Source organism: Paracoccus sp. (in: a-proteobacteria) (genome assembly GCF_046462195.1).
Lineage (GTDB): Bacteria > Pseudomonadota > Alphaproteobacteria > Rhodobacterales > Rhodobacteraceae > Paracoccus.
In genome coordinates, this window is sequence record NZ_JBKGUN010000002.1 from 1 (window position 1) to 24,111 (window position 24,111).

General features: G+C 65.2%; 24 protein-coding genes and 1 tRNA gene. 14 read left to right on the plus strand and 11 right to left on the minus strand.

Annotation, left to right across the window (positions count from 1 at the left end; genetic code table 11):
• The 5 genes from ACLHHB_RS00060 to ACLHHB_RS00080 form a co-directional block, all read right to left on the minus strand.
• Positions 1 to 1,277: phosphoenolpyruvate-utilizing N-terminal domain-containing protein (locus ACLHHB_RS00060; RefSeq protein WP_410216232.1), on the minus strand; the 1,277-nt coding region annotated here is incomplete at its 3' end.
• Positions 1,278 to 1,333: 56 nt separating this feature from the next.
• Entirely contained in the window at positions 1,334 to 2,590 is a 1,257-nt protein-coding gene (locus tag ACLHHB_RS00065) for an aspartate kinase (protein WP_410216233.1), read from the minus strand.
• Positions 2,591 to 2,676: 86 nt separating this feature from the next.
• Positions 2,677 to 3,090 (minus strand): DUF1178 family protein, encoded by a 414-nt coding sequence (locus ACLHHB_RS00070; RefSeq protein WP_410216234.1) that lies wholly within the window; start codon positions 3,088 to 3,090, stop codon positions 2,677 to 2,679.
• 36 nt (positions 3,091 to 3,126) lie between these two features.
• Positions 3,127 to 4,386, minus strand: coding sequence for a 3-deoxy-D-manno-octulosonic acid transferase (locus tag ACLHHB_RS00075; protein ID WP_410216235.1), 1,260 nt, complete (start codon positions 4,384 to 4,386; stop codon positions 3,127 to 3,129).
• Positions 4,353 to 4,426 (minus strand) — tRNA-Cys (locus ACLHHB_RS00080). Before ACLHHB_RS00080 ends, ACLHHB_RS00075 begins: the two co-directional genes overlap by 34 nt.
• A gap of 149 nt (positions 4,427 to 4,575) precedes the next feature.
• Here ACLHHB_RS00080 and ACLHHB_RS00085 point away from each other — a divergent pair.
• The 3 genes from ACLHHB_RS00085 (at position 4,576) to ACLHHB_RS00095 (ending at position 7,381) form a co-directional block, all read left to right on the plus strand.
• Positions 4,576 to 5,229 carry a protein-L-isoaspartate O-methyltransferase family protein gene (locus ACLHHB_RS00085; RefSeq protein WP_410216236.1) on the plus strand — a complete coding sequence of 218 codons (654 nt, stop codon included), beginning with the start codon at positions 4,576 to 4,578 and terminating at the stop codon, positions 5,227 to 5,229.
• Positions 5,226 to 6,611, plus strand: coding sequence for a TolC family outer membrane protein (locus tag ACLHHB_RS00090; protein ID WP_410216237.1), 1,386 nt, complete (start codon positions 5,226 to 5,228; stop codon positions 6,609 to 6,611). Before ACLHHB_RS00085 ends, ACLHHB_RS00090 begins: the two co-directional genes overlap by 4 nt.
• A gap of 77 nt (positions 6,612 to 6,688) precedes the next feature.
• Positions 6,689 to 7,381, plus strand: a complete 693-nt coding sequence (locus ACLHHB_RS00095) for a hypothetical protein (protein ID WP_410216238.1) — start codon at positions 6,689 to 6,691, stop codon at positions 7,379 to 7,381.
• 5 nt (positions 7,382 to 7,386) lie between these two features.
• Here the strand turns inward: ACLHHB_RS00095 and ACLHHB_RS00100 are convergent, their stop codons facing one another.
• The 3 genes from ACLHHB_RS00100 to surE are packed head-to-tail and all read right to left on the minus strand — an operon-like array spanning position 7,387 to position 9,988.
• Positions 7,387 to 8,502 carry a LysM peptidoglycan-binding domain-containing protein gene (locus ACLHHB_RS00100; protein ID WP_410216239.1) on the minus strand — a complete coding sequence of 372 codons (1,116 nt, stop codon included), beginning with the start codon at positions 8,500 to 8,502 and terminating at the stop codon, positions 7,387 to 7,389.
• 36 nt (positions 8,503 to 8,538) lie between these two features.
• Complete coding sequence (locus ACLHHB_RS00105) at positions 8,539 to 9,192, minus strand: protein-L-isoaspartate(D-aspartate) O-methyltransferase (protein ID WP_410216240.1); 654 nt, start codon at positions 9,190 to 9,192, stop codon at positions 8,539 to 8,541.
• A complete protein-coding gene (gene surE, locus ACLHHB_RS00110; RefSeq protein ID WP_410216241.1) occupies positions 9,179 to 9,988 on the minus strand; it encodes a 5'/3'-nucleotidase SurE in 810 nt (269 codons plus the stop codon). The genes ACLHHB_RS00105 and surE overlap by 14 nt, the downstream gene beginning before the upstream one ends.
• 202 nt (positions 9,989 to 10,190) lie before the next feature.
• Here surE and ACLHHB_RS00115 point away from each other — a divergent pair, with 202 nt between their 5' ends.
• Positions 10,191 to 11,105, plus strand: coding sequence for a sulfite exporter TauE/SafE family protein (locus ACLHHB_RS00115; protein ID WP_410216242.1), 915 nt, complete (start codon positions 10,191 to 10,193; stop codon positions 11,103 to 11,105).
• Positions 11,105 to 12,001, plus strand: a complete 897-nt coding sequence (locus ACLHHB_RS00120) for a TIGR02186 family protein (protein WP_410216243.1) — start codon at positions 11,105 to 11,107, stop codon at positions 11,999 to 12,001. The genes ACLHHB_RS00115 and ACLHHB_RS00120 overlap by 1 nt, the downstream gene beginning before the upstream one ends.
• Before the next feature lie 144 nt (positions 12,002 to 12,145).
• Here ACLHHB_RS00120 and ACLHHB_RS00125 read toward each other — a convergent pair whose 3' ends face one another.
• Positions 12,146 to 13,102 carry an L-malyl-CoA/beta-methylmalyl-CoA lyase gene (locus ACLHHB_RS00125; protein WP_410216244.1) on the minus strand — a complete coding sequence of 319 codons (957 nt, stop codon included), beginning with the start codon at positions 13,100 to 13,102 and terminating at the stop codon, positions 12,146 to 12,148.
• Between the two features lie 163 nt (positions 13,103 to 13,265).
• On the opposite strand from ACLHHB_RS00125, the gene ACLHHB_RS00130 reads away from it, so the two are divergent.
• Positions 13,266 to 14,126, plus strand: a complete 861-nt coding sequence (locus tag ACLHHB_RS00130; protein WP_410216245.1) for a D-amino-acid transaminase — start codon at positions 13,266 to 13,268, stop codon at positions 14,124 to 14,126.
• Between the two features lie 100 nt (positions 14,127 to 14,226).
• On the opposite strand, the gene ACLHHB_RS00135 is transcribed toward ACLHHB_RS00130, so the two are convergent.
• Positions 14,227 to 14,967: an N-formylglutamate amidohydrolase gene (locus ACLHHB_RS00135; protein WP_410216246.1), complete on the minus strand. Its 741-nt coding sequence runs from the start codon at positions 14,965 to 14,967 to the stop codon at positions 14,227 to 14,229.
• 113 nt (positions 14,968 to 15,080) lie between these two features.
• Here ACLHHB_RS00135 and pyk point away from each other — a divergent pair, with 113 nt between their 5' ends.
• The 8 genes from pyk to ACLHHB_RS00175 all read left to right on the plus strand — a co-directional run bounded on the left by pyk (position 15,081) and on the right by ACLHHB_RS00175 (position 23,176).
• Positions 15,081 to 16,526 carry a pyruvate kinase gene (gene pyk, locus ACLHHB_RS00140; protein WP_410216247.1) on the plus strand — a complete coding sequence of 482 codons (1,446 nt, stop codon included), beginning with the start codon at positions 15,081 to 15,083 and terminating at the stop codon, positions 16,524 to 16,526.
• A 30-nt stretch (positions 16,527 to 16,556) separates the two neighbouring features.
• Complete coding sequence (locus ACLHHB_RS00145; RefSeq protein ID WP_410216248.1) at positions 16,557 to 16,778, plus strand: hypothetical protein; 222 nt, start codon at positions 16,557 to 16,559, stop codon at positions 16,776 to 16,778.
• Positions 16,779 to 16,888: 110 nt separating this feature from the next.
• A complete protein-coding gene (gene rpmI, locus ACLHHB_RS00150) occupies positions 16,889 to 17,089 on the plus strand; it encodes a 50S ribosomal protein L35 (protein ID WP_119886767.1) in 201 nt (66 codons plus the stop codon).
• Positions 17,090 to 17,104: 15 nt separating this feature from the next.
• The gene (gene rplT / locus ACLHHB_RS00155) at positions 17,105 to 17,464 is read left to right on the plus strand and encodes a 50S ribosomal protein L20 (RefSeq protein WP_410216249.1); all 360 of its coding nucleotides are present in this window, start codon (positions 17,105 to 17,107) and stop codon (positions 17,462 to 17,464) included.
• Positions 17,465 to 18,754: 1,290 nt separating this feature from the next.
• Positions 18,755 to 20,110, plus strand: a complete 1,356-nt coding sequence (locus tag ACLHHB_RS00160) for a cytochrome P450 (protein ID WP_410216250.1) — start codon at positions 18,755 to 18,757, stop codon at positions 20,108 to 20,110.
• A gap of 63 nt (positions 20,111 to 20,173) precedes the next feature.
• Complete coding sequence (locus ACLHHB_RS00165) at positions 20,174 to 21,580, plus strand: alanine/glycine:cation symporter family protein (RefSeq protein WP_410216251.1); 1,407 nt, start codon at positions 20,174 to 20,176, stop codon at positions 21,578 to 21,580.
• Between the two features lie 98 nt (positions 21,581 to 21,678).
• Positions 21,679 to 22,761 (plus strand): phenylalanine--tRNA ligase subunit alpha, encoded by a 1,083-nt coding sequence (pheS, locus tag ACLHHB_RS00170; RefSeq protein WP_410216254.1) that lies wholly within the window; start codon positions 21,679 to 21,681, stop codon positions 22,759 to 22,761.
• A 115-nt stretch (positions 22,762 to 22,876) separates the two neighbouring features.
• Entirely contained in the window at positions 22,877 to 23,176 is a 300-nt protein-coding gene (locus tag ACLHHB_RS00175) for a hypothetical protein (RefSeq protein ID WP_410216252.1), read from the plus strand.
• 297 nt (positions 23,177 to 23,473) lie between these two features.
• Here ACLHHB_RS00175 and ACLHHB_RS00180 read toward each other — a convergent pair whose 3' ends face one another.
• Positions 23,474 to 23,773, minus strand: a complete 300-nt coding sequence (locus ACLHHB_RS00180; protein WP_410216253.1) for a TM2 domain-containing protein — start codon at positions 23,771 to 23,773, stop codon at positions 23,474 to 23,476.
• Between the last annotated feature and the right edge of the window lie 338 nt (positions 23,774 to 24,111).

The following is a 24,111-nucleotide window of genomic DNA, read 5'->3' on the forward strand; positions in this document are numbered from 1 at the left end:
GCCTCGGCCTGCATGGCGATCTTGTCCAGAAAGGCCTTCGCCACCGACTCCTCGGGGCGCAGGTGAACGATACCCTGGTCGCCGTCGACCAGGATCGCGTCGCCGTTCAACGCCTCGGCCGTGATGCGGCTGGCATGGATGACGAGGGGAATGGCAAGCGCACGGGCAACAATGGCCGCATGGCTGCCGACCGAGCCTTCCTCCAGCACCACGCCCTTCAGGCGGCGGCCGTATTCCAGCAGTTCGGCCGGCCCGATGTTGCGGGCGACCAGGATCGGACGCTCGGGCATCTCGGCGCCGGTATCAATGCCCTGGCCGGTCAGGATCCGCAGCAAGCGGTTCGACAGGTCATCGAGGTCATGCAACCGGTCGCGCAAATATGGATCGGCCGCCATTTCCAGCCGCGCGCGGGCGGTTGATTGTTCCTTCTCGACAGCAGCCTCGGCCGAGAGGCCAAGACGGATGTCTTCCTCCATCCGCTTCAGCCAACTGCGGGAATGGGCAAACATCCGATAGGTTTCCAGAACGGCCGCATGTTCGCCATCGCCGCCCATGTCTGCGGCCGCGACCATCGTATCAACGGTGCTGCGCAGGCGCTCGACGCCCTCGTGCAGGCGCGCCAGTTCCTTGTCAGGATCGTCGCCGACAGGATTGGCGATCACGACCCGCGGCTCGTGCAGCCAGACCCGGCCTTCGGCAGCGCCTTCCTGACCGGTGGCGCCGCGGACCATCAGGGGAAAGCGGTGGGCCGGGGGCATGCTGTCGGACTGGCTGCCTTGAAAGGCGCCCAGTTCCGTCATCTCGGCCAGAACCATCGCGACGACTTCCAGGCCATAAACCTCGTCTTCGGAAAATTGCCGTGCCGTGGCGCATTGCACCACCAGCACGCCCAACCGTTCCCCCACGCGCTGGATCGGAACGCCCAGAAAGGCCGGAAAGACCTCCTCTCCAGTTTCTGGCATGAAACGGAAACCGGGCTCGGCAGGGGCATTGGCGGTGTTCACATGGCGGCCGGTTCGGGCCACCCGGCCCACCAGACCTTCGCCCAGGCGCAACCGCGTCTGGTGGACGGCCTCGGGGCGCAGGCCTTCGGTGGCGCAAAGTTCCAGCGTGTCGGCATCACGGAACAGATAGATCGAGCAGACCTCGGTTCCCATCGAGTCCGCGATGTGATGGGTGATCTGGTCAAGCCGGTCCTGGCCACCACCGGCAGCGGCCAAGATCTCCTTCAGCCGCCGCAGCAGCTTGCGCGAGTCGCTGTCCGTGCGATCCTGCATCGTCTGCCCGCCTTCTGCCTGCGCAAAGACCCCGTTCCGGGCCAAACCGAAAAGGCTTATGCCTTGTCCAGTTCAAAGGCATCATGCAGTGCCTGCACCGCCAGTTCCATGTATTTCCGGTCGATCAATACCGAAATCTTGATCTCGGAGGTCGCGATGACCTTGATGTTGACGTTCTCGTCCGCCAGCGCCTTGAACATGCGCGCCGCGACGCCCGTGTGGCTGCGCATGCCGATGCCGACGACGCTGACCTTGGCGACCTCGGTGTCGATGTTCAGCTCGTCATAGGCGATCTGGCCGGCCTGCCGCGCTTCTTCCATGGCACGCTTGGCGCGCTCCACCTGGTTGATCGGCACCGAAAAGGTCATGTCGGTCACCGAGCCGGGGTGATCCTCGTAGTCCTTTTCGGAAATGTTCTGGACGATCATGTCCACGTTCACGCCCGCTTCTGCCAGGGGCGCAAAGATCGCGGCTGAAATGCCGGGGCGATCCTCGACCGTGACCAGCGTGATCTTGGCCTCGTCGCGCGAAGAGGCGACGCCGTTGACGACTTTCGATTCCATGATTTCATCCTCATCGCAGATCAGCGTGCCTGAATCCTCGTCGGTATCCTCGAAGGAAGACAGCACCCGCAGCCGCACCTTGTAACGCATCGCCAGTTCCACCGACCGGGTCTGCAGGACCTTGGCGCCCAAGCTGGCCAATTCCAGCATCTCCTCGAACGCGATGCGGTCCAGCCTGCGCGCGCGCGAGGTGATGCGTGGGTCGGTGGTATAAACGCCGTCCACATCGGTATAGATGTCGCAGCGCTCGGCCCCGAAGGCGGCGGCAAAGGCCACCGCGGTGGTGTCGGAGCCGCCACGTCCCAAGGTCGTGATCCGGCCTTCGGGCGACAAGCCCTGGAAGCCTGCGACCACGGCGACCTTGAAGCCCTCGGCGAACTTCTGGTCGATGTTCTTGCGGGGGATGTCCACGAAACGCGCGGCCGAATAGGCGGCGGTCGTGTTGATCGGCACCTGCCATCCCTGCCAACTGCGGGCAGGCACGCCCATTTCCTGCAGGGTCAGGGCCATCAGCCCCGCGGTCACGTTCTCGCCCGAACTGACAACCGCGTCGTATTCGCGGGCGTCGAACAGCGGAGAGGTTTGCTCGACCCAGCCCACAAGCTCGTTCGTCTTGCCGGACATGGCACTGACAATGACAATCACGTCATAGCCACGCTCGACTTCGCGCTGCACCTTCAGGGCCGCGTTCTTGATCCGGTCGGGATCGGCCACAGAAGTGCCGCCGAATTTCATCACCAGAAGCGGCATTTCGGGCCTCCAGCCAAGGGTTGTTCGTCGGCGGGGCTTTTATGGGGGGCGGGACGAAAGGGCAAGGGCCCGCGCTCACGCGGTTGTCAGTTCGCCTGCCGCCGCGGGACAAAGGGCAGGGGGGTGACGGGCACGCCGTCTTCGATCAACTGCCTGGCCTCATCCGGCCGGGCCTCGCCATGGATGAGGCGGGCAGGGCGGTCCCCTTCATGCATGGCGCGCGCTTCCTCGGCAAAGCGCAGGCCCACGTAATCCGAACTTTCCTCGATCTTGCGGCGCAAGGCCTGCAGCGCGACCTCGGCAGGATTGCGCGGCGCGGCCAGCGCGGGCGCGCGCTTTTCCGTCACGGCCGGGGCCATCAAGGCCTTTTCCACCTGCATGGATCCGCATTGCCCGCAGGCAACCTGACCCATCCCGCGCATCGTCTCGAAACCCTCGGACGAGCGGAACCAGCCGTCGAAATCATGCCCCTTCTCGCAGCGCAAGGCATAGCGGATCATCGCGTGAAACTCCTGTCCAGTTCCTGTCATATCGGGTCAGGTGCGGACTTTCGCAAGATCGTCCAGCCGGGCGATCAGCGCCTCCGGGTCTCCGGCCCTTGTTTCGAGAACGGCCCGAGCCCGGTCGCCCATGGTGCGCGCCCGGTCGGGCGAGGCGATCAGGCCGGCCAGTTCGCGGCCAAGGCTGCCGTTGTCCACGGCCCGCGCCGCTCCTGCGGCCTCCAGCGCGTCGAAAGCTTCCAGAAAGTTGCCGATATGGGGCCCGCGCAACAGGGCGCAGCAGTGGGCGGCAGGCTCCCACGGCGTATGGCCACCGTGATCGGTCAGGCTGCCGCCGATGATGCAGGTGCCCGCCTGCGCGTACCAACGCCCCATCTCGCCCAAAGTATCGGCCAGCAGGACGCCGCCGTCCTTTGTCATGCCTGCGCCCAGACTGCGACGTACTAGTGGCAGGCCCCGCGCCTCGATCAGCGCCGCCACATCACCGGCGCGGCGGGGATGGCGGGGGGCCAGGATCAGCCGCAGGTCCGGCCGGTCCGTGCGGGCGCGCAGAAAGGCGTCCAGCACGGGAGCATCCTCTCCCTCATGTGTCGAGGCCGCCAGGATCGTGCGGTCGCGGGTGGCATCCTGTGGGGGCGGGGCGATGGCGGCCGGAGCCAGCAGCTTCAGGTCCAGCCGCGGCAGCAGGGCCCTTGGCGGCAGGCCCAGGAACAACAGCCGCGCCTCGCTGCCCTGATCCTGTGCCGACAATGCCTGAATGCGCCCCAGCATCGGCCCGATCACACGCGGCAGCCGGCCCCATGTGCCGGCTGAGCGTTCCGACATTCGCGCACCGATCATCGCCTGCGCCACGCCCCGCTCGGTCAGAAGGCGGGAGCGCAGCGGCCAGAACTCTCCTTCGATCGTGACGGCCAGGCGTGGCCGGACGGCATCCAGGAACCGTTCCAGCGCGCCGGGCAGGTCCAGGGGCGCGAGCCGCGCACAAAGGCCCCAGCCGCGCACCAGATCCCGTCCCGTTTCGCTGTTCGCGGTCACAAGGACGGCATGCCGCGCCGCCAGCGCCTCGATCACCACCCGGGCCGAGGTCAGCTCTCCGACGGATGCGCCATGGATCCAGATCGCCGCCGGTTGCGGGGGCTGGCCCACCAGCCTTTCACGCAGCATGTCGGACCCGCCCCAGCGCGCCCGCAACCGCAGCGCGGCCTCGGCAATGCGGGTCGTGGCGTCATAGATCATGGGGAAAGAGCCCTCGTGCAGGACGTTGGAGGTGGGTACCGGAATCGAACCGGTCTTCACGGATTTGCAATCCGGTGCGTAACCTCTCCGCCAACCCACCGCCGTCGAGAGTGGGCGTGTCTTAGTGGATTGCCGAAGCCCTTGCAAGACGCGATGCGGCAGAACCTTCATCCGCCCATGTCCGACGTTGCCGAACATGGGGAAACATGGCAGTAAGTCGGCAAACAGCCCGAGCAGAGGTTTCCTCAGATGACCGATTTCGCCGCGCGGCGCACGATGATGGTGGACACGCAGGTGCGCCCCAGTGACGTCACGAAATTCCCCGTGATCGAGGCAATGCTGACCATCCCGCGCGAGGATTTCGTGCCTGCCAGCCGCCGTTCCGTCGCCTATCTGGGCGAGAACCTGGACATCGGCCATGGCCGTGTCCTGCTGGAGCCTCGCACGTTGGGCAAGATCGTCGACATGCTGGACATCCAGCCGAACGAACTGGTCCTGACGCTGGGCTGCGGCTACGGGTATTCGGCAGCCGTCATCGCCCGCATGGCCGAAGCGGTCGTGGCCATCGAGGATCAGCCCGAACTTGCCGCCGAAGCCGAACAACGGCTGTCCGAAGCGGGCATCTTCAACGTGGCCGTTCTTCAGGCGCCGCTGACCGAGGGCGCGCCCAAGCAGGGCCCTTACGACGTCATCCTGATCGAGGGTGCCGTTCAGGAAGTGCCTGCCGCCATCACCGACCAGTTGCGCGAAGGCGGCCGCATCGGCGCGGTTTTCCGCGAAGGGGCGCTGGGCGTGGCGCGGATCGGGTACTTTCAGGCGGGCCGCATCAACTGGCGCTATGCGTTCAATGCAAACGCGCCGCTGTTGCCCGGTTTTGAAAGCGCTCCGGGGTTTTCGCTGTGAAGGCGCTGGCGCGCCTTGCGGCCCTTGCGCTGATCAGTCTGGCCGCGACGGTTCCCGTGCGCGCCGAATCGCTGGCCGACACGATGGTTGCGGCTTATCGTCATTCGGCGCTGATCGAACAAAACCGTGCCGTCCTGCGGGCGGCTGACGAGAATGTGGCCGCGTCCGTCGCGGCCCTGCGCCCGGTCGTGCAGTGGATTGCACGCTATGGCGCCCAGCACAACGAAGGCTCGACAACCGTCCGCTCGACCTCGCTGTCGCTGGGAGGCACGCTGACGCTTTACGATTTCGGTCGCACGCAACTGGCCATCGACGGCGCCAAGGAGCAGGTGCTGGCGACGCGACAGGCCCTGGTGGGGGTGGAGCAGGACGTCCTGCTGACCGCTACGCGGGCCTATTTCAGCGTGCGTGAGGCAATCCAGCAGGTTGCGCTGCAGGAAAATTCGGTCGAGGTGCTGTCGCGTGAACGTCAGGCTGCCCAGGACCGCTTCGATGTGGGTGAGATCACCGTGACCGATGTCGCGCTGGCGGATGCCCAGCTGGCCGCGACGCGGGCCGCCCTTGCCGCCGCGGAAGGTCAGCTGGAGGTCGCGCGCGAATCCTATCTGGCGGTCACCGGCCGGCAGCCGGGCCGGCTGGACGCTCCGCCACCCCTGCCTTCGCTGCCTCCCAATCTTGATGAGGCGCGAACCATCGCGCAGCGCCGTCACCCCTCGATCGGACAGGCACAGCGTCAGGCCGCCGCGGCCGAGATCAGCGTTGCGGCCGCGGCTGCGGAACGCAACCCCACCCTGTCGGGAAATGCCAACGTGGGCGTGACGAATGCGCCAAGGGCCGATCTGCTGGGCGGTTATGGCAGCCGCAACTCCGCCTCGGTCGGGCTGGAATTGAACCAGACGCTTTATTCCGGGGGGCGCCTGCCGGCGGCTCATCGCCGTGCCATGGCACAGCGTGATCAGGCCCGGTCCGGCCTGCTGAACGTGTCGCGCCAGGTCAGCCAGACCGTGGGCGAGACCTGGGCCAACATCGCCGTGGCGCGTGCCCAGATCACGGCCATCGGCCAGCAGATATCGGCCGCGCAGCAGGCCTATGAAGGCGTGCGCGAGGAGGCCTTGCTGGGCGCCCGGACGACGCTGGACGTGCTGGATGCCGAACAATCGCTGCTCCAGGCACGTGCCGACCGCATTACCGCGGAATCCCAGCTGCAATTAGCGCATTATCAACTTCTGTCCGCTATGGGTCTGTTGACGGTAGAAAACCTCAACCTGGGAATTCCGACCTATGACCCTTCGCAATACTACAACGCGGTGCGCGATGCGCCCTTCACCAGCAAGCAGGGCGAAAGCCTGGACCGCGTGCTGCGCGCGATCGGCCGTAACTGACAACAAGGGCGCGGTGCAGCATGGCTAGGCTGCGCCGCACCCCTGCCGCCAATTCTGCAACGGATCGGCCTGAGCAGATGCCCGCGAATCTGCGCCCCTCGACATCGGTGGCCTGTGCGCAGGTTTCTTCGGAAACGGACAGGATCAGCCACAGCATCAGCAGGATCCGCGCATTGATCGACGCGGAACCCGGCACAGGCGAAATCCTGGAAGACGAGCGGGAGGATTTTCTGGCGCGGCGCTTCGGCAACGACCCCGCTTCGCTGCGCATGATGGGCGGAACCAGCGCACCCCTGCTGATCCACCTCATGTCCTCGTCCGGCCCGGTGCTTGAGAACGTGCGCGACCCGCAGAATGCAGCCCCCGCCACAGAGGCCGAAGATGGGCCGCTGAGCCTGTCGGGCGTCGTTTCGGGATGGCAGCAGTGGTTCCTGTGGAAGATCCAGGCCCCCAGCACCAGACCTGCGGCAGTCCTTCGCGACGTGCCGGCCATTCCCGCGCCGGAAGCTGCGGCCGTCCTGCCACCCCCCGCCGCCCCTCAACCCGTGCCGGAACCTGCGCCCGCCCGTTTGGCAGATCTGCCTATGGACGAGATCGTCACGCAGGCCGTGCGGCAGTTGATGGCCGATGCGACACTGCGCCAACAGCTGCAGGAGATGATCCGCGAGGATCTGCACGGCGAACTGGGCGCGACCTTTTCAGGCAATCTGCGCAACCTGATCCGTCGCGAAGTGGCCGAACGGGTGGATGCTCGGCTGACCGATCTTTAGATGCCTCAGTTCAGGTAGCGTTCGGGATCGACACTTTCGAAACCGCGGCGGACCTCGAAATGCACCACGCCGTCACCACCCGCCGTGCCGAGGCTTTGGCCAGCGGTGACGCTGTCGCCCTTGGAAACATTCACCTCGTTCAGTCCGGCATAAACGGTCATCAGGTCGCCGTCATGGCGCACGACGATGATCGGAACGCCGGACGTGTCGCGGGTGATCGCGGCCACGCTGCCCGCACCGGCGGCGTTGACCGCACTGCCGGACGAGGCGGCGATGTCGATCCCGTCATTGCGGCCCTTGTCATAAACCCGCACGATCGAACCCTCCACTGGCATCCGGAATTTTCCGTTGCCCGAGGCGGCGGTCCGCGTCGCGCCAAGGTCGGTGCTGGGCGTCTTGGGGGGCGGGGCCCCGGCGGGCGGGGTCGCCTCGTCTGGCAGGGGCCGTGCGGCCGAGGGTGGTTCGGGCGTGGGGCTGCCCTCTCCCGGGGCATTCGTGGCCAGACGGTCGGGCCTTTCGCCCGGCTGCGGCACGATCAGGCGCTGGCCTGTGCGCAGGCTCATGTCCAAAGGCAGTCCGTTCCAGGCGGCCAGATCCTGCACGGTGACACCATGGCGCCGTGCAATGGACCAAGCGGTCTCCCCTCGCGCCACGACATGTTCCCGCGCATCGGCGGAGGGGGCCGGAGCGGGCGCAGACGGGGCGGCGCGCGTGGCTGCCGCCTGTCCTGCAAAAGGATCGCGCACGACAGCCCTTCCGCCCGTCACGGGCGCGGCCGCCGTCACCTGCCGGGGCAGCACAAGGATCGCGCCCGCGTTCAGCGCACCATCCGCCGGCAGGGCGTTGTGACTGGCCAGTTCCCCCGCGTTCAGGCCAAGGCGATTGGCAATGGTGGCAGGCGTGTCTTCCGCTTGGGCGACCACGACCTGTCCCGTCGAGAGGGTGATCACGCCGCGGCTGTCCGGTTCGGGTCGGGGAGCCGCGGCGGCGGCGGCATCCGCAGTGCCCCAGCCGCCGATCAGCCCGCGCAGGTCCGGATCGAACCGGCCGCTCGTGCCGCAGCCTGCCAGCGCCAGCAGTGCGACCCCGCTGAACGCTGCCCGAAATTGCCGTCTGCTCATTGTCCTGCCCTCAGCCTGCCTTGCCTCGGCCGGGGGTCATGTCTGGCCCAACCCCTCGACCAGCGGAACGAACCGCACCTGGCGCAGCTCGTCATATTCGAACCCGCTGTCAGATCGGGTCACGCGGATCAGCGTTTGCACCGCGTCCGACTGTCCGACGGGAACGACCATGATACCGCCGATCTTCAGCTGTGCCAACAGCGGCCCGGGCGGATCCTCGGCCGCGGCGGTCACAAGAATGCGGTCAAAGGGGGCCTGCTCCGGCAGGCCGCGTGATCCGTCGGCCACCTGGGCGATGATGTTGTGCAGCCCCAGCGTGCGGAAGATGACCTCCGCTTCCTGCACAAGGCGGCGGTGGCGGTCCACGGTGTAAACGCGTCGCGCCACGCCCGAAAGAACCGCTGCCTGATAACCCGACCCGGTCCCCACCTCCAGAACGGTATCCCTTGGACCCACTTCCAAGGCCTGCGTCATCAGACCCACGACCGAGGGCTGGCTGATCGTCTGGCCGCAGGGGATGGGCAGGGGCGTGTCCTCGTAGGCACGATCCGAGAACTGGCCGCGGACGAACAACCCCCGGTCGATTGCCTCCATCGAGGCCAGAACGCGCGGATCTGTCACCCCGCGCGAACGCAGCTGAAACAGGAAGCGCATCTTGCGTTCGGCAGGGCTGTCGTCATCCTCGCTCATGGGTCACCTCGTCCAGGGCGCGCGCCAACCCCTCGAGCGATGCATGGCAGGTCAGGTCGGCGCGCATCGGCGTCACGGCGATATGCCCTTCCATGGCGACGGCGACATCCGTGCCGGGTCGCGCCGGCGCTTGCTGCGAGCCGCCCGAAATCCACATGAACCGCCGCCCGTTGGGCGCGGTATAAGGCACGACGCCGAAACGCGATCCCTGGCGCTGGCCTTGAGGCACCACGCGGATGCCACGCACCTGAGCGGCGGGAAGGGGCGGAAAGTTCACGTTGTAGAACAACCGGAAATCGGCGTCCGACGTCCAGTCTCCGTGATCCAGCAGCCGCCGGATGACGGCCGCCCCATGCTGGCGCGCAGCCTCGAAGGGATCGTCCAGACCGGCCGTCTGCGGTCCCAGATACTGCGAAAGGGCGATCGCGGGCAGGCCCTGCAGCGCGGCCTCCATCGCTCCTCCGATCGTGCCCGAATACATGGCATTCTCGCCCGCGTTGTTGCCGCGGTTGATGCCGGACAGCACCAGATCGGGAAGGGCGTCGGCCATCAGGTCGCCCACGGCAGCAAGGACGCAGTCGGCGGGGCTGCCTTCGGCGGCATATCGGCGCGGCTCCAGCCGCGCGACCATGGTGGGATGGGAATAGCTGATGCAGTGACCGACGCCCGACTGTTCGAAGGCAGGGGCGACGGTCCAGACCTCGCCCCGGGGGCCGGCCAGTTCGGTGGCGATCTGGTGCAGGACCTCCAGCCCGGGAGCGTTGATGCCGTCGTCATTGGTGATGAGAATGCGCATCCTGCCCCCTGTCCAACACTGCCTCAACGCACGAGGCCCAGCTGTTTCCTGCCGGCACACGCGCTTGTGACACAGCTTGCTTAGCCGTGCCCCGCCGTTCCTTCAACCCGTTGATGAAGCACCGTCCGCCGGCTGTGGCAAAGCCGTTTGACGCGGAAGGCGTGCCGTTGCATCCTGAACCCCCAAAACGGACCCTGACCAGATGCAGATCTTCCTTCCCATCGCCGAGGTCTCGGTCAATGCCTTTACCCTGATGGGTCTGGGAGGACTGGTCGGCGTGATGAGCGGTCTGTTCGGCGTGGGCGGCGGCTTCCTGATCACCCCCCTTCTGTTCTTCATCGGCATTCCGCCGGCCATCGCGGTGGCCACCGGCGCCAACCAGGTCGTGGCCTCGTCCGTATCGGGCGTGCTGGCGCACATGAAGCGCAAGACGGTCGACTTCCGCATGGGAGGCGTTCTTCTGGCCGGGGGCCTCGTCGGCTCGGGGCTGGGGGTGCTGGTCTTCAACCTGCTGCAGCGTGTGGGCCAAGTCGAACTGGTCGTCCAGCTGTGCTATGTGGTCTTTCTGGGGCTGATCGGCATGATGATGCTGCAGGAAAGCATCCGCGCCCTGCGCCGCGCCCGCCATCCCACCGGCCGCAGGCGCCTGCATCAGCACAACTGGGTCCACCGCCTGCCGCTGAAGGTCAAGTTCCGTGCCTCGGGCCTTTACATCAGCGTCATTCCCCCCGTGCTGGTGGGCGTGGCCGTGGGCGTGCTGGCGGCGATCATGGGAGTCGGAGGCGGCTTCATCATGGTGCCCGCGATGATCTATCTGCTGGGCATGCCGACCAAGGTCGTTGTGGGAACCTCGCTGTTCCAGATCACCTTCGTGACGGCCTTCACGACCCTGATGCATGCGGTGAACTACAACACGGTGGACGTGATGCTGGCCCTTCTGCTGATCATCGGGGGCGTGGTGGGGGCGCAGATCGGCACGACACTGGGCGCGCGGCTGCGGGCCGAGCAGCTGCGCATCCTTCTGGCGCTGCTGGTGCTGCTGGTCTGCGGCAGGCTGGCACTGGATCTGGTGCTGCCGCCTGCCGAAATGTTCTCGATCACCACGAGAACGCGCTGATGCGGGTCATCGCGCTGGCCCTGTCCCTGATCCTGCCCGGCATCGCGCTGGGGCAGGGAACGGGTTCGACGATGCCCGTCCAGCCGCAGGACGGTCTGATCCCGCCGGTGCAGACACCGCAGGACTGGTCGCTCTTTCCCCCTGCGGGCCAATCGCGGGTCATTCCCACAACCCCCACGGCCGCGCCGGGGGAGCAGGTGGTTGCGGGGCTGTCCGACAGTTCGGTGGCCATCACGACCAGCTTCGACGGGTCCGACATCCTGATCTATGGGGCCATCAAGCGGGAAGCGCCCATTCCCGAAGGGGCGCTGGATGTGATCGTCACGATCGAAGCCCCTTCCCAGCCCTTGACGATCTGGCAGAAGGGCCGCCGCGCCGGCATCTGGGTGAACACGGACCGGGTCGAGATCGGCGCGGCCCCCAGCTATTACGCCGTGGCCACGACAAGACCGCTGGACCAGATCCTGACATCCGAATGGGACAACCGGTACCGCATCTCTCCGCCCCTGGTGCTGCGCGCCTTCGAGGGGGCGCCGCAGGTCGAGAACAGCGTGCCCTTTACCGAAGCCCTGATCCGCATCCGCCAGCAGAACGGGCATTACCGCCTGGACGAGGGCGCGGTGACGCTGGTCGATGACACGTTGTTCCGCACCGACATCCGCCTGCCCGCAAACCTGATCGAGGGCAATTACCGCGCCCGCATCTTTCTATTGCGCGAAGGGGCGGTCATCGACGCCTACAGCGCGGCCATCGACGTGCGCAAGGTCGGGTTGGAGCGCTGGTTGTATCGCCTGGCCTTCGACCAGCCGCTTCTTTACGGGCTGATGTCGCTGGCGGTGGCCGTGTTCGCGGGCTGGGGGGCATCGGCCGCCTTCCGCAAGCTGCGGCGTGCCTGACGGCAAGGGCGCAGCCAATCGTCCGGCAAGGGCATCGGGACGGCCGGAGGAGTTCGTCGAAAGGCATGGGCCCCGCACCTGTCGCGGGGCCTTTCCCTTCTGGCGGGTCGTTCCCTGTCGCTGGTTCGGCCTACAGCGGTCCCGTCAGGCGCCGATCAGGTCGAACTGCCGCACGATCACCTCGGCCTGCTTGATCGAGGCGATATCGACCAGCCGTCCCTTGTAGACGGTCGCGCCCGCGCCCTCGGCCTTGGCTTTCTCCATGGCAGCCAAAATCTCGCGCGCCTCGGTCACGGCGGCCTCGTCCGGGGAAAAGACCTCGTTCGCCAAGGCGATCTGGCTGGGGTGGATCGCCCATTTTCCCACCATGCCCAAGGTGGCCGAACGCCGCGCCTGCGCCACGAACCCGTCCTGATCGCTGAAATCGCCAAAGGGTCCATCGACCGGCAGCAGCCCATGCGTCCGGCAGGCGGCCACGATGGCCGTCTGGGCCCAGTGCCAGGGATCCGGCCAGTATTTCTGCCCGTCGCGGATCATGTAATAGTTTTCCTGCGTGCCGCCGATGCCGGTCGTGGCCATTCCCATCGAGGCCGCGAAATCCGCCGCCCCCAGGCTGATCGCCTGCATGCGAGGCGACGAGGCCGCGATCTCCTCGACGTGGCAGATGCCGGCGGCGCTTTCGATGATGACCTCGAAGTTCAGACGCTTGGTGCGGCCCTTGGCGCGTTCGACCGCGGTGACCAAGGCATCCACGGCATAGATGTCGGCAGCGCAGCCCGCCTTGGGGATCATGATCTGGTCCAGCCGGTCACCAGCCTGTTCCAGCAGATCGACCACATCGCGATACCAGAAGGGGGTATCCAGCCCGTTGATGCGGACGGACAGGGTCTTGGTGCCCCAATCGATGTTTCCGATGGCCTGGATGATGTTTCGGCGCGCCTGATCCTTGTCATCGGGGGCGACCGAGTCCTCCAGATCCAGGTTGATCACGTCCGCAGCCGATGCCGCCATCTTCTCGAACAGGGCGGGCCGTGAGCCGGGGCCGAACAACTGGCATCGGTTCAGGCGGGACGGAGGCAGCGGCTGTGATCGAAAGCTCATGACAGGTCCAGTTCACAAAGATTTCACCTCCTGAAGGTAATAATGTTGCGCATCCGCTGCATCAAGCGCTAATTCCGCGCTGCAGCATGCGGCGCTGGTTCTTGACGCAGCATCGCTTTTGGGCGCAGGACCATGCCGAACCAAGGATCACACGGAGGCCGGGATGACGCGGACGGTATATGTGAATGGCGACTATCTTGCCGAAGATCAGGCCACGGTCTCGATCTTTGACAGGGGTTTTCTGATGGCTGACGGCGTGTACGAGGTCGTCAGCGTCCTGGGCGGCAAGCTGATCGATTTCGAAGGCCACATGGTCCGGCTGAAGCGCTCGCTCTCGGAACTGGCTATCGCCAATCCCCTGCCGGATGAGGGTTATCTGACCGCTCATCGCGAACTGGTGGCAAGGAATGCCATTACCGACGGGCTGGTCTACCTGCAGGTGACACGTGGCAACCCGGGGGATCGCGATTTCGCCTATCCGTCCGAGGACACCAAGCCTACTGTCGTGATGTTCACCCAGGCAAAGCCGGGATTGGCCGAGGCTCCGGCTGCAAGGACCGGATGGAAGGTCATCAGCGTCGAGGACCTGCGCTGGGGCCGGCGCGACATCAAGACGGTGCAGCTTCTTTATCCGTCGATGGCCAAGATGGAGGCCAAGGCCCGTGGCGTCGATGATGCCTGGATGGTGGAGGACGGCAAGGTCACCGAAGGGACCTCGAACAACGCATATATCGTCAAGGGCAGCACCATCGTCACCCGCGAACTGAGCCATGACATCCTGCACGGCATCACCCGTGCCGCCGTTCTGCGCCTGGCCGCCGAGGCGCAGATGAAGGTCGAAGAGCGCAGCTTCACCATTACCGAGGCGCAGGACGCCGACGAGGCCTTTGTCACCTCGGCCTCGGCCTTCGTGATGCCGGTGATCGAGATCGACGGCACCCGGATCGGCGAAGGCAAGGTGGGGCCCGTGGCCGCCCGGCTGCGAGAGATCTATCTGGAAGAAAGCCTCAGGACCGCGGTCTGATCGCATCCCGCGACGGCGGTGGGCCGCGCCCCTGCCGTCGCGCGCAAGGCTGAGCCGAGGCGCTTTTTCACCAGGGTTGTTCCTGATGGCTTCGGTGGTGTTACAACCCGCTCTGGTCCAGCACCCGGACAATCACCGGTGCCAGACGCGCCGCCCAGTCGGCCTGACCCTGGGGTGAGGCGATCAGGTCGTTCCTCACCTCGATCAGCAGGTTCGGACGGTGGTGGCGCAGGGCATGGCGGTCGATGCTGTCGCCTTCCAAGTGGCCGTCATAGGGCTGGTTTTCCCCTGTGATCCAGCCTTCGGCGCGGCAGGCCGCAACCATTGCGGGACCGAGGCGGGCGTCGGCATGCGAATAAAGGATGCCGATCTGCCACGGCCGGGGCGGCCGGCCGCGCAACTGCGGCGTAAAGCTGTGGATGGCGCAAAGGCATCGTGCCGGATGGCGTGCGGCAAGCCGCTCCAGCGCCGCGTGATAAGGACGGTGCAGGCGCTCCAGTCGGCGCAAGCGTTCGGCGGCATCGGCCTCCTTGTTGGTGGGGATGACCGTCCCGTCGTAAAGGCGCATCAGCAGTGTCGGGTCATCCTCGCCCCGGTTCGGGTCGATGACCAGGCGCGAGAAATCGGAAAAGATCGCCGGTGCCTGCATCAGCGCCGCCAGATGCGAGGCAAGCCCCGCCGCCCCCACGTCATAGGCAATGTGGCGTGCCATGTCGGCAGGGGCGATGCCCAGATCGCCACCGCCCACCCAGGCGGGTACGCGGTTCGTGGCGTGATCGCATGTGATCAGCCAGCGCGAGGGTTTGTCCTCGCCCTCGGTCCAGAAAGCGCGGTCGGTCATGGAAAGGTCATCTGTCATGGTGCAGGCTGTCTACGACGAATGGGGGGCGGACACCAGTTGCCGCCACCGGCCGATTGCGGCATAGGTAGCGCTAAACGTGCAAGGGGCGGATGATGAGACGACATCGCAACGTGAAGATCGTGGCAACCTTGGGACCGGCATCCTCTTCCAGGGAGATGATCCGGGCGCTGTTCGACGCCGGTGCCGACGTGTTCCGCCTGAACATGAGCCATGGCAGCCATGACGATCACCGCGCCCGTTACGACATCATCCGCGAGATCGAAGCCGAGACCGGTCGCCCCATCGCGATCTTGGGCGACCTGCAGGGTCCCAAGCTGCGGGTGGGGCAGTTCACGGCCGGGGCGCATGATCTGGAAGAAGGCGACCGGTTCCGCTTTGACCTGTCGCCCGAGTCCGGCGACAGCCACCGCGTCCAGTTGCCGCACCCCGAGATCTTTGCGGCCCTGATCGAAGGCAGCGACCTTCTGGTCAACGACGGCAAGATCCGCCTGCGCGTCGACCGCTGCGGCCCCGATTTCGCCGATTGCACCGTCACGGTCGGCGGCACGATCAGCGACCGGAAAGGCGTGAATGTGCCCGACGTGGTGCTGCCGCTGGCGGCGCTGTCGGACAAGGACCGTGCCGATCTGGAATTCGCCTGCGAACTGGGCGTCGACTGGCTGGCGCTGTCCTTCGTGCAGCGTGCCGAGGACGTCGAAGAGGCCAAGACCCTGGCAAAGGGCCGCGCCGCGATCCTGTCCAAGATCGAGAAACCCGCCGCCGTGCGTGCTTTTGACGAAATCCTCAAGGCTTCGGACGGGATCATGGTGGCGCGCGGCGACCTGGGCGTCGAACTGCCGGTCCATTCCGTGCCGCCGATCCAGAAGCGCCTCGTGCGCCTTTGCCGCAGCGCCGCCAAGCCGGTGATCGTCGCGACGCAGATGCTCGAATCGATGATCGACAGCCCCATGCCCACCCGGGCCGAGGTCAGCGATGTCGCCAACGCCATCTATGAAGGCGCCGATGCCGTCATGCTGTCGGCCGAAAGCGCGGCAGGCAGCTATCCCATCGACGCGGTGCGCACGATGGACAATGTCGCCCGCTCGGTCGAGGCGGACCCGAACTACCGTTCGATCATCGAGGCGGCGCGCAAGGCCAGCCTGTCTTCGGTTCCCGATGCCATCGTGACGGCCGCGCGCGAGATTGCGGAAACCACCGACGTGGCGGCGATCTGCGCCTTTTCGCAGTCGGGCAAGACCGTCAGTCTGGTGGCGCGCGAACGCCCGCGCGTGCCGATCATCGCGCTGAGCCCGATCGAGTCCGTCACGCGCCGCATGTGCCTGACCTGGGGCACCCATTGCGTGATCACCCCGCGCCTGACCCGGTTCAAGGAAGCGGTGGTCAACGGCACCCGTGCGGCCCGTGAATACGGCTTTGCCGATGAATCACGACAGGTCGTCGTGATGGCGGGCGTGCCCTTCAACGTGGCCGGCACCACCAACATCCTGCGCATCGCTCCTTGCGATGAGCGCTTGATCTTCGCGACCGACCCGGAATAACCCGGAGCGGCAAACAACAGGGTGGCGGTCATGTCCGATCTTCTTCTGCTGGGGGGCATCGCCCTCTGCCTTCTGTCGGTGGTGCTGGCTGTGGTCCAGCTTCTGCAGACGCAGCCGCCGCGTGCGGCGGTGCTGGTTTTTCTGGCCGGGATCGTTGCGCTCTTCGCAGGCGCGGCCATGAATCCCGATCCCTTCGCGCCCGGTGACATTCCGGCCGCATTCCAGCGGGTCGCGGGCGGCAACCCCGCCTGACCCTCTTGCCATCTGCGCGAGGCGCGCCTATACGGCGCGCTTCCGATCCCGTGCGGCCGGCCGATATGGCATTGCCGAGCCGCGCGTTCACTCTGATGAAGGAGATGAAAATGCCGAAGATGAAGACAAAATCCGCTGCCAAGAAGCGGTTCTCGTTCACGGCCTCGGGCAAGGTGAAATCCGGCCAGGCCGGCAAGCGCCACGGCATGATCAAGCGCACGACCAAGTTCATTCGCGACGCACGCGGCACCACCGTCATGTCGGACGCTGATGCCAAGATCGTCAAGAAATACATGCCCTACAACCGCTGATCCGAGGACTGAACAATGGCACGAGTTAAATCCGGCAAGGTTACCCACGCCCGCCACAAGAAAGTCCTTGATCAAGCCAAGGGCTATTACGGTGCGCGTTCGCGCAACTTCCGCACCGCCACCCAGGCCGTCGACAAGGCCAACCAGTACGCGACCCGCGACCGCAAGAACCGCAAGCGCAACTTCCGTGCGCTGTGGATCCAGCGGATCAACGCGGCCGTCCGCATGGTCGATGCCGAAATGACCTATTCGCGTTTCATCAACCTGCTGTCGAAAGCCGGCATCGAGGTTGACCGCAAGGTTCTGGCCGATCTGGCCGTGAACGAACCCGAGGCCTTTGGTGCCATCGTGGCCCAGGCCAAAGCCGCCGCCTGATCGCGGTACCGCTTGCTCCGCAAAGGCCCGTCCCTGTCAAAGGGGCGGGCCTTTCGCATGTCCTGCCTCCGTCAGGGGCGCAGCCTGCCGGGTTACGGCACGATCCGCTTGAACCGATCCGAGACGCGCCCACCCCCTGCCTTTGTCTGTAAGGACCATTTGGCGGCTGCTGCGCAGCGCGTTCAAAGCGCTTTTCCTGATGATGATCTGGTGTGCGGCCGTGCTGGTTTTCATGCTCTCGCGCTTCTGCGGCGCAATCCGCGGTAAGCCGGTGTTGAGAACGATGAAGGAAGTGCCGACAGGCGGGGAAATGGAGGCATGCCGTCACCGATCCAGGTGAGCCGTTGACGGGATGAACCCGAAAAAGCTCATCCACAGCAAGTTCAGGATTATTTCTTCAGAAGCGTTGCCGCAATTCCACCCTGAAGGGAACGTTCGGGCGCGAACAATCAATGGTGCCTGAGCGTCAAGCGAACAACGCCCTCTCGATGTCCATGGCAAGTTCATGCCCCATGATCGGCCTGTGCCTTGGGCGGTCTGGCTGAAGGCCGGCCTCGAATTGAGGCTCATGGCTCGACCAGCATCCCCTGCAAGTGGGGAAGTGCCTGAGAAACAACGGAGCTTCTGGCCGGTTCATGACGGTTTGTACCCTCGGAAGCACACACTCAAAAAGATCCTCACGCTGCGCGACTTCAAACCTGCAGAAAAAAGATCAAGACACAGGTAATCACCTTGACCAAGCCTCGTGCTGGTTGTGATTGGCGGCCCGCTTTTGACCGTGCCGGATCCGGCGCTGGCGGACCGCGACGCGACCTTGGCGTGGGCATTCCTTCGGCTGGTTTCATCCTGCTCCCGCATCGTATCCGGGCCAGTTCAAAGTTTGCTGCCTGAGCAGTGCCGATCACCGTCAGAAGGCGGAGGCCAAGGAAACGGGGGTCCTATTGGCTCAGGAGGCAGTTACAGGGCCACATCTGCTTCTCCCACAGCACGAGATGAATGTCGGCCCGGACGGAAACAGGCTGCGCTGATGGGCCGGCAAGCGCAAAGTGATATCGTTCAAAAAACTCGGTTCAGGTAGGAATTCTGTCCAACCTTGAACCTTCTCTCGTTGCCCAAGACACTCAGCCTGCTGCGTGGCGTGCAGGAGACGAGTGACCGCCGACGGAAGGCCGCTATTGCCGCCTGGCGGCAAGGCACATGGCCGGCCTGCGACATCAGCGCTTGCTGGTTTGATTGCACCACAAGGGCAGGGGGCTTACTTTCAGGGCTGCCATACCGGAGGCTGCCTGCATGTTCGACCTGCCGCAATCCGATCCCGCCAAGGTTCCGTTGGCCACCCAACCCTTGGGCCTGTGGGGCACCGCCATGACAGCGCGCCGAAACGTGCTGGAACTGATCCCGGCCATCGCCACGCGCCAGCCCATTGTGTCGGGCAAGACGGGCCTCAGCTGGCACATGGTGATGGATCCCCAGAGCCTGCGCCGCATCCTCAAGGAGCGGGTCGAGGATTATCCGAAATCGACCACGACCAAGCTGATCCTGAATCCCGCCATCGGCGACAGCCTGTTCGTGGCCGAAGGCGCCCATTGGCGCTGGCAGCGCCGCGCCGCTGCCCCTGCCTTCGCGCAGCGTCATGTCGAGGGGCTGGGTCCGGTCATGACCGCCGCGGCCGAAGCCTCGTGCCGCAGGCTTGCCGGGGCGCGGGGTCCGGTTGATCTGTTCGAGGAAACGGTGGCCGCGACTTTCGAGGTGATCTCGGACGTGACCTTTTCAGGTGACGGGATGTTTGACCGTGATGCTGTGCATCAGTCGATCGATGCCTATATCGCGCAAACGGCCAAGCTGTCGTTGATGGACGTGATGGGCCTGCCGGCTTGGCTGCCGCGTCCGGGGCGGCTGTTCGCGGGGCCGGGAATGACGCGCATGAAGGCGATCGCGGACGAGGCCATCGCCGCCCGTGCAAAGGCCGCCTCCAAGGAAGGGCCGCCCGACCTGCTGGACCTGCTGCTGGATGCGCAGGACCCTGAATCGGGCCGCGCCATGAACCGTGACGAATTGCGCGACAACCTGATGACCTTCATCGTGGCGGGACACGAGACAACCGCCCTGACGCTGGCTTGGGCGCTTTATCTATGCGCCTTTGATCCTGTGATCCAGGAACGCGCCGCGACCGAGGCACGTGCGGCCTTGGGCGATCGCGCGGCAACCGCCGCCGATCTGGGGGCGCTGCCTTTGGTGATGCGGATCGTCAACGAGACATTGCGTCTTTATCCGCCCGCAGCCTTCCTGTCGCGCACCGCACAGGCGCCGGACCGGCTGTGCGGACGTCAGGTCAGCCCCGGCGATACGGTCATGCTGCCCATCTATGCGCTGCACCGCCACCACCAGCTGTGGGAACGGCCCGATGCCTTCGATCCCGACCGTTTCCTGACCGCGCTCGACCGCTATGCCTTTCTGCCTTTTGGCGCGGGGCCCCGCATCTGCATCGGCGCCAGCTTTGCCCTGCAAGAGGCCGTCATCATCCTGGCCACGCTTCTGGCGCGCTTTCGTTTTGCCCGCATTCCCGGACGGGAGCCGCAGCCGCGCATGATCCTGACCCTGCGCCCACATGGCGGTGTCTGGCTGACGGTCCGGCCACGGGACTAAGAGACTTGCGGCCGCTCACGCGCCTGTTACAGACTGCCGCATGAAAAGCCAGCGGAGGGCGCCATGACCGCCATCATCGATTTCCTGAACATGATTTTCTGGAATTACGTGCTCGTCTATGGCCTGCTGGCTGTCGGCGTTTACTTCACCGCCCGCCTGGGCCTGATCCAGTTCCGCCATTTCGCGGAAATGTGGCGCTGCGTGCGCGGTTCGGGTGCAACGGACCGGGACGGAATTTCGCCGTTCCAGGCGTTGTCCGTGTCGCTGGCCAGCCGCGTGGGCACGGGCAATATCGCGGGTGTGGCGGTTGCGCTGACGCTGGGCGGGCCGGGCGCGATCTTCTGGATGTGGATGGTGGCGCTGGTCGGAATGGCCACGGCCTATGCGGAATCGACCTTGGCGCAGCTTTACAAGGTCCACGGCGCGGATGGCATGTATCGCGGCGGGCCGGCTTATTACATCTCTCGCGGGTTGGGCCTGCCTTGGCTGGCGGGACTGTTCGCCGTTGCACTGATCATCGCCTTCGGCCTGGTCTTCAATGCCGTTCAGGCCAATTCGATCGCGCTGGCGGTCGAGCAGGCGTTCGGCATCAACGCGCTCTATGTGGGCATCGCGGTTGCGGTGCTGGCGGGCGTGATCATCTTCGGGGGCATCCCGCAGATCGCGCGCACCTCGCAACTGGTCGTTCCCATCATGGCGGGGCTTTATCTGCTGGCGGCGGCGATCATCCTGGTCATGAACATCACCGAAGTTCCCGGCATCCTTGTGGGCATCATCCGCTCGGCCTTTGGCTTGCAGGAGGCGGTGGGCGGCGTCACCGGCGGTGTCATGGCCGCGATGATGAACGGCATCCGCCGGGGCCTCTTCTCGAACGAGGCCGGCATGGGCTCGGCGCCGAACATTGCCGCCGTGGCGGTGCCCAATCCGCACCATCCTTCCTCGCAGGGTTTCGTTCAGGCACTTGGCGTCTTCATCGACACGATCCTTGTCTGCACGGCGACGGCCGTGATGATCCTGCTGGCGGATGTGATGCCCTCGGATCAACTGACCGGGGTCAACCTGACGCAAGCCGCGCTTTCGGATCATTTCGGCAGCTTCGGCCATATCTTCATCGCGGTGGCGATCTTCTTCTTCGCGTTCACCTCGATCATCGGCAACTACAGCTATGCCGAAAACTCGCTGGTGTTCTTGGGTGCGGGCAAGCCGGGCATCATGGTGCTGCGGCTGGCCGCCATGGGAATGGTCGTCTGGGGTTCGCTCCAAGCCGTCACCACGGTCTTCGACTTTGCCGATGCCAGCATGGGGCTGATGGCCACGATCAACCTGATCGCCATCGTGCTGCTGTCTGGAACGGTGACCAAGGTCACGCGCGACTATCTCAGCCAGCGCCGCGCGGGGATCGAGCCCCAGTTCCATATCAACCGGCATCCCGGCATCGCGCCGGGCGTGAACCGCGACATCTGGAAATGACACGCGCCTGAACCGGGGGTGGGCGGGCGGTCTTTCCCCGCGCGCCCGCCCATGCTAACGCGGGCGCAACTGGAATGAGGCCCCCGATGACCGATGCGATGGATAATTTGACCCCCCTGCGCCAGCAATGGCTCGACCGCATCAATGCGGCCGCCGATCCCGCGGCCATCGAGGAGGTGCGCCTGGCCGCCTTGGGCAAGAAGGGCGAGATCAGCCTCAAGATGCGCGAGCTGGGCAAGATGACGCCCGAAGAGCGCCAGACCACCGGCAAGGCATTGAACGAGGTCCGTGACGAGATCGACGCCGCCCTGCGTGCCCGCAAGCTGGCGCTGGAGGATGCGGCTCTGGACGCCCGTCTGCGCGATGAATGGCTGGACGTCACGCTGCCGGGCCGTCCGCGCCGTCAGGGCACGATCCATCCGATCAGCCAGGTGATGGACGAGGTGACCGCGATCTTTGCCGACATGGGTTTTGCCGTGGCCGAGGGCCCGCAGGTCGAATCCGACTGGTACAATTTCGACGCGCTGAACATCGCCCCTGAGCATCCCGCCCGTCAGGAGCATGACACGTTCTTCATGCACCGCGCGCCCGGTGACGACCGTCCCCCGCACGTGCTGCGCACCCACACCTCGCCTGTCCAGATCCGCGCCATGCAGGATCAGGGTGCGCCCATCCGCGTCATCGCGCCGGGCCGCGTTTATCGCATGGACATGGACCAGACCCACACGCCGATGTTCCACCAGATCGAGGGCCTCGCCATCGACCGCGACATCAGCATGGCCCAGTTGAAATGGACGCTGGAGGAATTCTGCCGCGCCTTCTTCGAGGTGCCCTCGGTCGAGCTGCGCTTCCGCGCGTCGCATTTTCCCTTCACCGAGCCTTCGGCCGAGGTGGACATCCGTTGTTCCTGGGAGGGCGGTCAGCTGAAGATTGGCGAGGGTAACTCCTGGCTCGAGATCCTCGGCTCGGGAATGGTCCATCCGAACGTCCTGCGCGCCGGTGGCATCGACCCGGACCAGTGGCAGGGCTTCGCCTTCGGCATGGGCATCGACCGCATCGCGATGCTGAAATACGGCATCCCCGACCTGCGCGCCTTCTTCGAAAGCGACCTGCGCTGGCTGCGGCATTACGGCTTTGCGGCGGGGGATGTGCCTAGCGTGGCGGGCGGGTTGAGCAGGTGAAATGGGATCATGCGGCGGAACGACAGCTGCTTGAGCTTGTTGAAATGCCGCGCCCGCTTCTGTCCACTTCTACGTCGCGTCGGACCGCAGAAACTACATCTGGAGTGCTGGCCCCGTGGGCGACCGGTCGTCAGATGCGTTGCTTGGCATTCCCTGCCCGGACGTGCAGTATTACCTCAGGAAGCTCCATTCGGCAGGCTTGGTAGACGCCTCGTTCATGCCGAACCACGACATCACTTACATCTCGCTCCCTCTGGCAGGCCACGGTTGCTTAGCGAAGTTGCGCGAGCAGACCATCACCGCGCGCAGCCGGCGAGCTGTTGCTGGCGGGGCGAAGGCGGTCGTCTTATCGGTTCTTGTTGCCGTATTAACGAGCGTCATGACCGTCTACGTTATGCGGATGCTGACCGAGTAGCGCATTCTGCGCACTAACACTTGCACGCGCTACGTCAGAAGCAGGGTCACGGCAAGCGCAACGCCCGCACTGACTGCGATGCTGACACCGATTTGAACCAATAGAGCTCCATCTTCATGCAGCAGGCGTCGAAATGGGCGATCCGCCAGTTCCAGCGACCGCTGGCGTCTCTCATCCGAGCGTTCAGGCTCGATCAGGTTCAGTTCACGCTGCCGCAGTCGGGCAGCAGCAAGACGCGTCTCCAGTGCTTGTTGCTCAGACGCCTCTCCCACCGTAAGCTCTTAAGTTCCCACAGGCTTACCGCAACCTTCTCCGAATATCCTCCCGGTCCGCCGCAATCATTCCCGGGATCAGGAACAGATCGATCACGCACCAGATCGCAACAAAGCCGACAGCTGGCCAGCCAATCAGCACCGGGGTCAACAGCCAGCCGACCGCCCAGATGGCCAGCATCAGAAGCCCGCTCATCCAGCGGCCCAGATACATGCGGTGGACGCCAAAGCCCCACAGGAAGATCAGCAGAAGATAGGCCACCAGTGGCGACTTCGCCTCGTTCGCGACCCGCTGCTCGATCAGCAATTCCCGCTGCGTGTTCATCTGTCAGGCTCCTGTCATCGGCCTGACCCTCCTGGCCCGGCCTCCATCACATAGGAACCCGCGCACCTCGTGCAAGGTTTCGGGCGTCCGCTGGAAGAAGGACAAGGCATTCCGCCAGCGACCATCACGGCATGATCAGGCCTGTCCAGTTGTGGATCGGACAGGTCCGGGAGGACCGAAAATCACCCGATGCAAGTGAAAATGGCGGTTGCGGCTTGACCCTTGGGCGTCTGCGCGCTTCAAGGCAGCAAACCCACAGGTCCCTGACCGGACCGGACCCGGAAAGCACGCGCCATGAAGTTCACCCTCTCCTGGCTCAAGGAGCATCTCGACACCAC

Excerpts from the sequence above, each read along its gene's own strand:
- pheS (WP_410216254.1), top strand. The coding sequence starts at position 21,679 with ATGGATAATTTGACCCCCCTGCGCCAGCAATGGCTCGACCGCATCAAT.
- ACLHHB_RS00160 (WP_410216250.1), top strand. The coding sequence starts at position 18,755 with ATGTTCGACCTGCCGCAATCCGATCCCGCCAAGGTTCCGTTGGCCACC.
- ACLHHB_RS00125 (WP_410216244.1), bottom strand. The coding sequence starts at position 13,102 with ATGAGCTTTCGATCACAGCCGCTGCCTCCGTCCCGCCTGAACCGATGC.
- ACLHHB_RS00130 (WP_410216245.1), top strand. The coding sequence starts at position 13,266 with ATGACGCGGACGGTATATGTGAATGGCGACTATCTTGCCGAAGATCAG.
- ACLHHB_RS00070 (WP_410216234.1), bottom strand. The coding sequence starts at position 3,090 with ATGATCCGCTATGCCTTGCGCTGCGAGAAGGGGCATGATTTCGACGGC.
- rplT (WP_410216249.1), top strand. The coding sequence starts at position 17,105 with ATGGCACGAGTTAAATCCGGCAAGGTTACCCACGCCCGCCACAAGAAA.
- ACLHHB_RS00105 (WP_410216240.1), bottom strand. The coding sequence starts at position 9,192 with ATGAGCGAGGATGACGACAGCCCTGCCGAACGCAAGATGCGCTTCCTG.
- ACLHHB_RS00115 (WP_410216242.1), top strand. The coding sequence starts at position 10,191 with ATGCAGATCTTCCTTCCCATCGCCGAGGTCTCGGTCAATGCCTTTACC.
- surE (WP_410216241.1), bottom strand. The coding sequence starts at position 9,988 with ATGCGCATTCTCATCACCAATGACGACGGCATCAACGCTCCCGGGCTG.
- ACLHHB_RS00095 (WP_410216238.1), top strand. The coding sequence starts at position 6,689 with ATGCCCGCGAATCTGCGCCCCTCGACATCGGTGGCCTGTGCGCAGGTT.
- ACLHHB_RS00100 (WP_410216239.1), bottom strand. The coding sequence starts at position 8,502 with ATGAGCAGACGGCAATTTCGGGCAGCGTTCAGCGGGGTCGCACTGCTG.
- ACLHHB_RS00145 (WP_410216248.1), top strand. The coding sequence starts at position 16,557 with ATGTCCGATCTTCTTCTGCTGGGGGGCATCGCCCTCTGCCTTCTGTCG.
- rpmI (WP_119886767.1), top strand. The coding sequence starts at position 16,889 with ATGCCGAAGATGAAGACAAAATCCGCTGCCAAGAAGCGGTTCTCGTTC.
- pyk (WP_410216247.1), top strand. The coding sequence starts at position 15,081 with ATGAGACGACATCGCAACGTGAAGATCGTGGCAACCTTGGGACCGGCA.
- ACLHHB_RS00180 (WP_410216253.1), bottom strand. The coding sequence starts at position 23,773 with ATGAACACGCAGCGGGAATTGCTGATCGAGCAGCGGGTCGCGAACGAG.
- ACLHHB_RS00065 (WP_410216233.1), bottom strand. The coding sequence starts at position 2,590 with ATGCCGCTTCTGGTGATGAAATTCGGCGGCACTTCTGTGGCCGATCCC.
- ACLHHB_RS00120 (WP_410216243.1), top strand. The coding sequence starts at position 11,105 with ATGCGGGTCATCGCGCTGGCCCTGTCCCTGATCCTGCCCGGCATCGCG.
- ACLHHB_RS00165 (WP_410216251.1), top strand. The coding sequence starts at position 20,174 with ATGACCGCCATCATCGATTTCCTGAACATGATTTTCTGGAATTACGTG.
- ACLHHB_RS00135 (WP_410216246.1), bottom strand. The coding sequence starts at position 14,967 with ATGACCGACCGCGCTTTCTGGACCGAGGGCGAGGACAAACCCTCGCGC.
- ACLHHB_RS00085 (WP_410216236.1), top strand. The coding sequence starts at position 4,576 with ATGACCGATTTCGCCGCGCGGCGCACGATGATGGTGGACACGCAGGTG.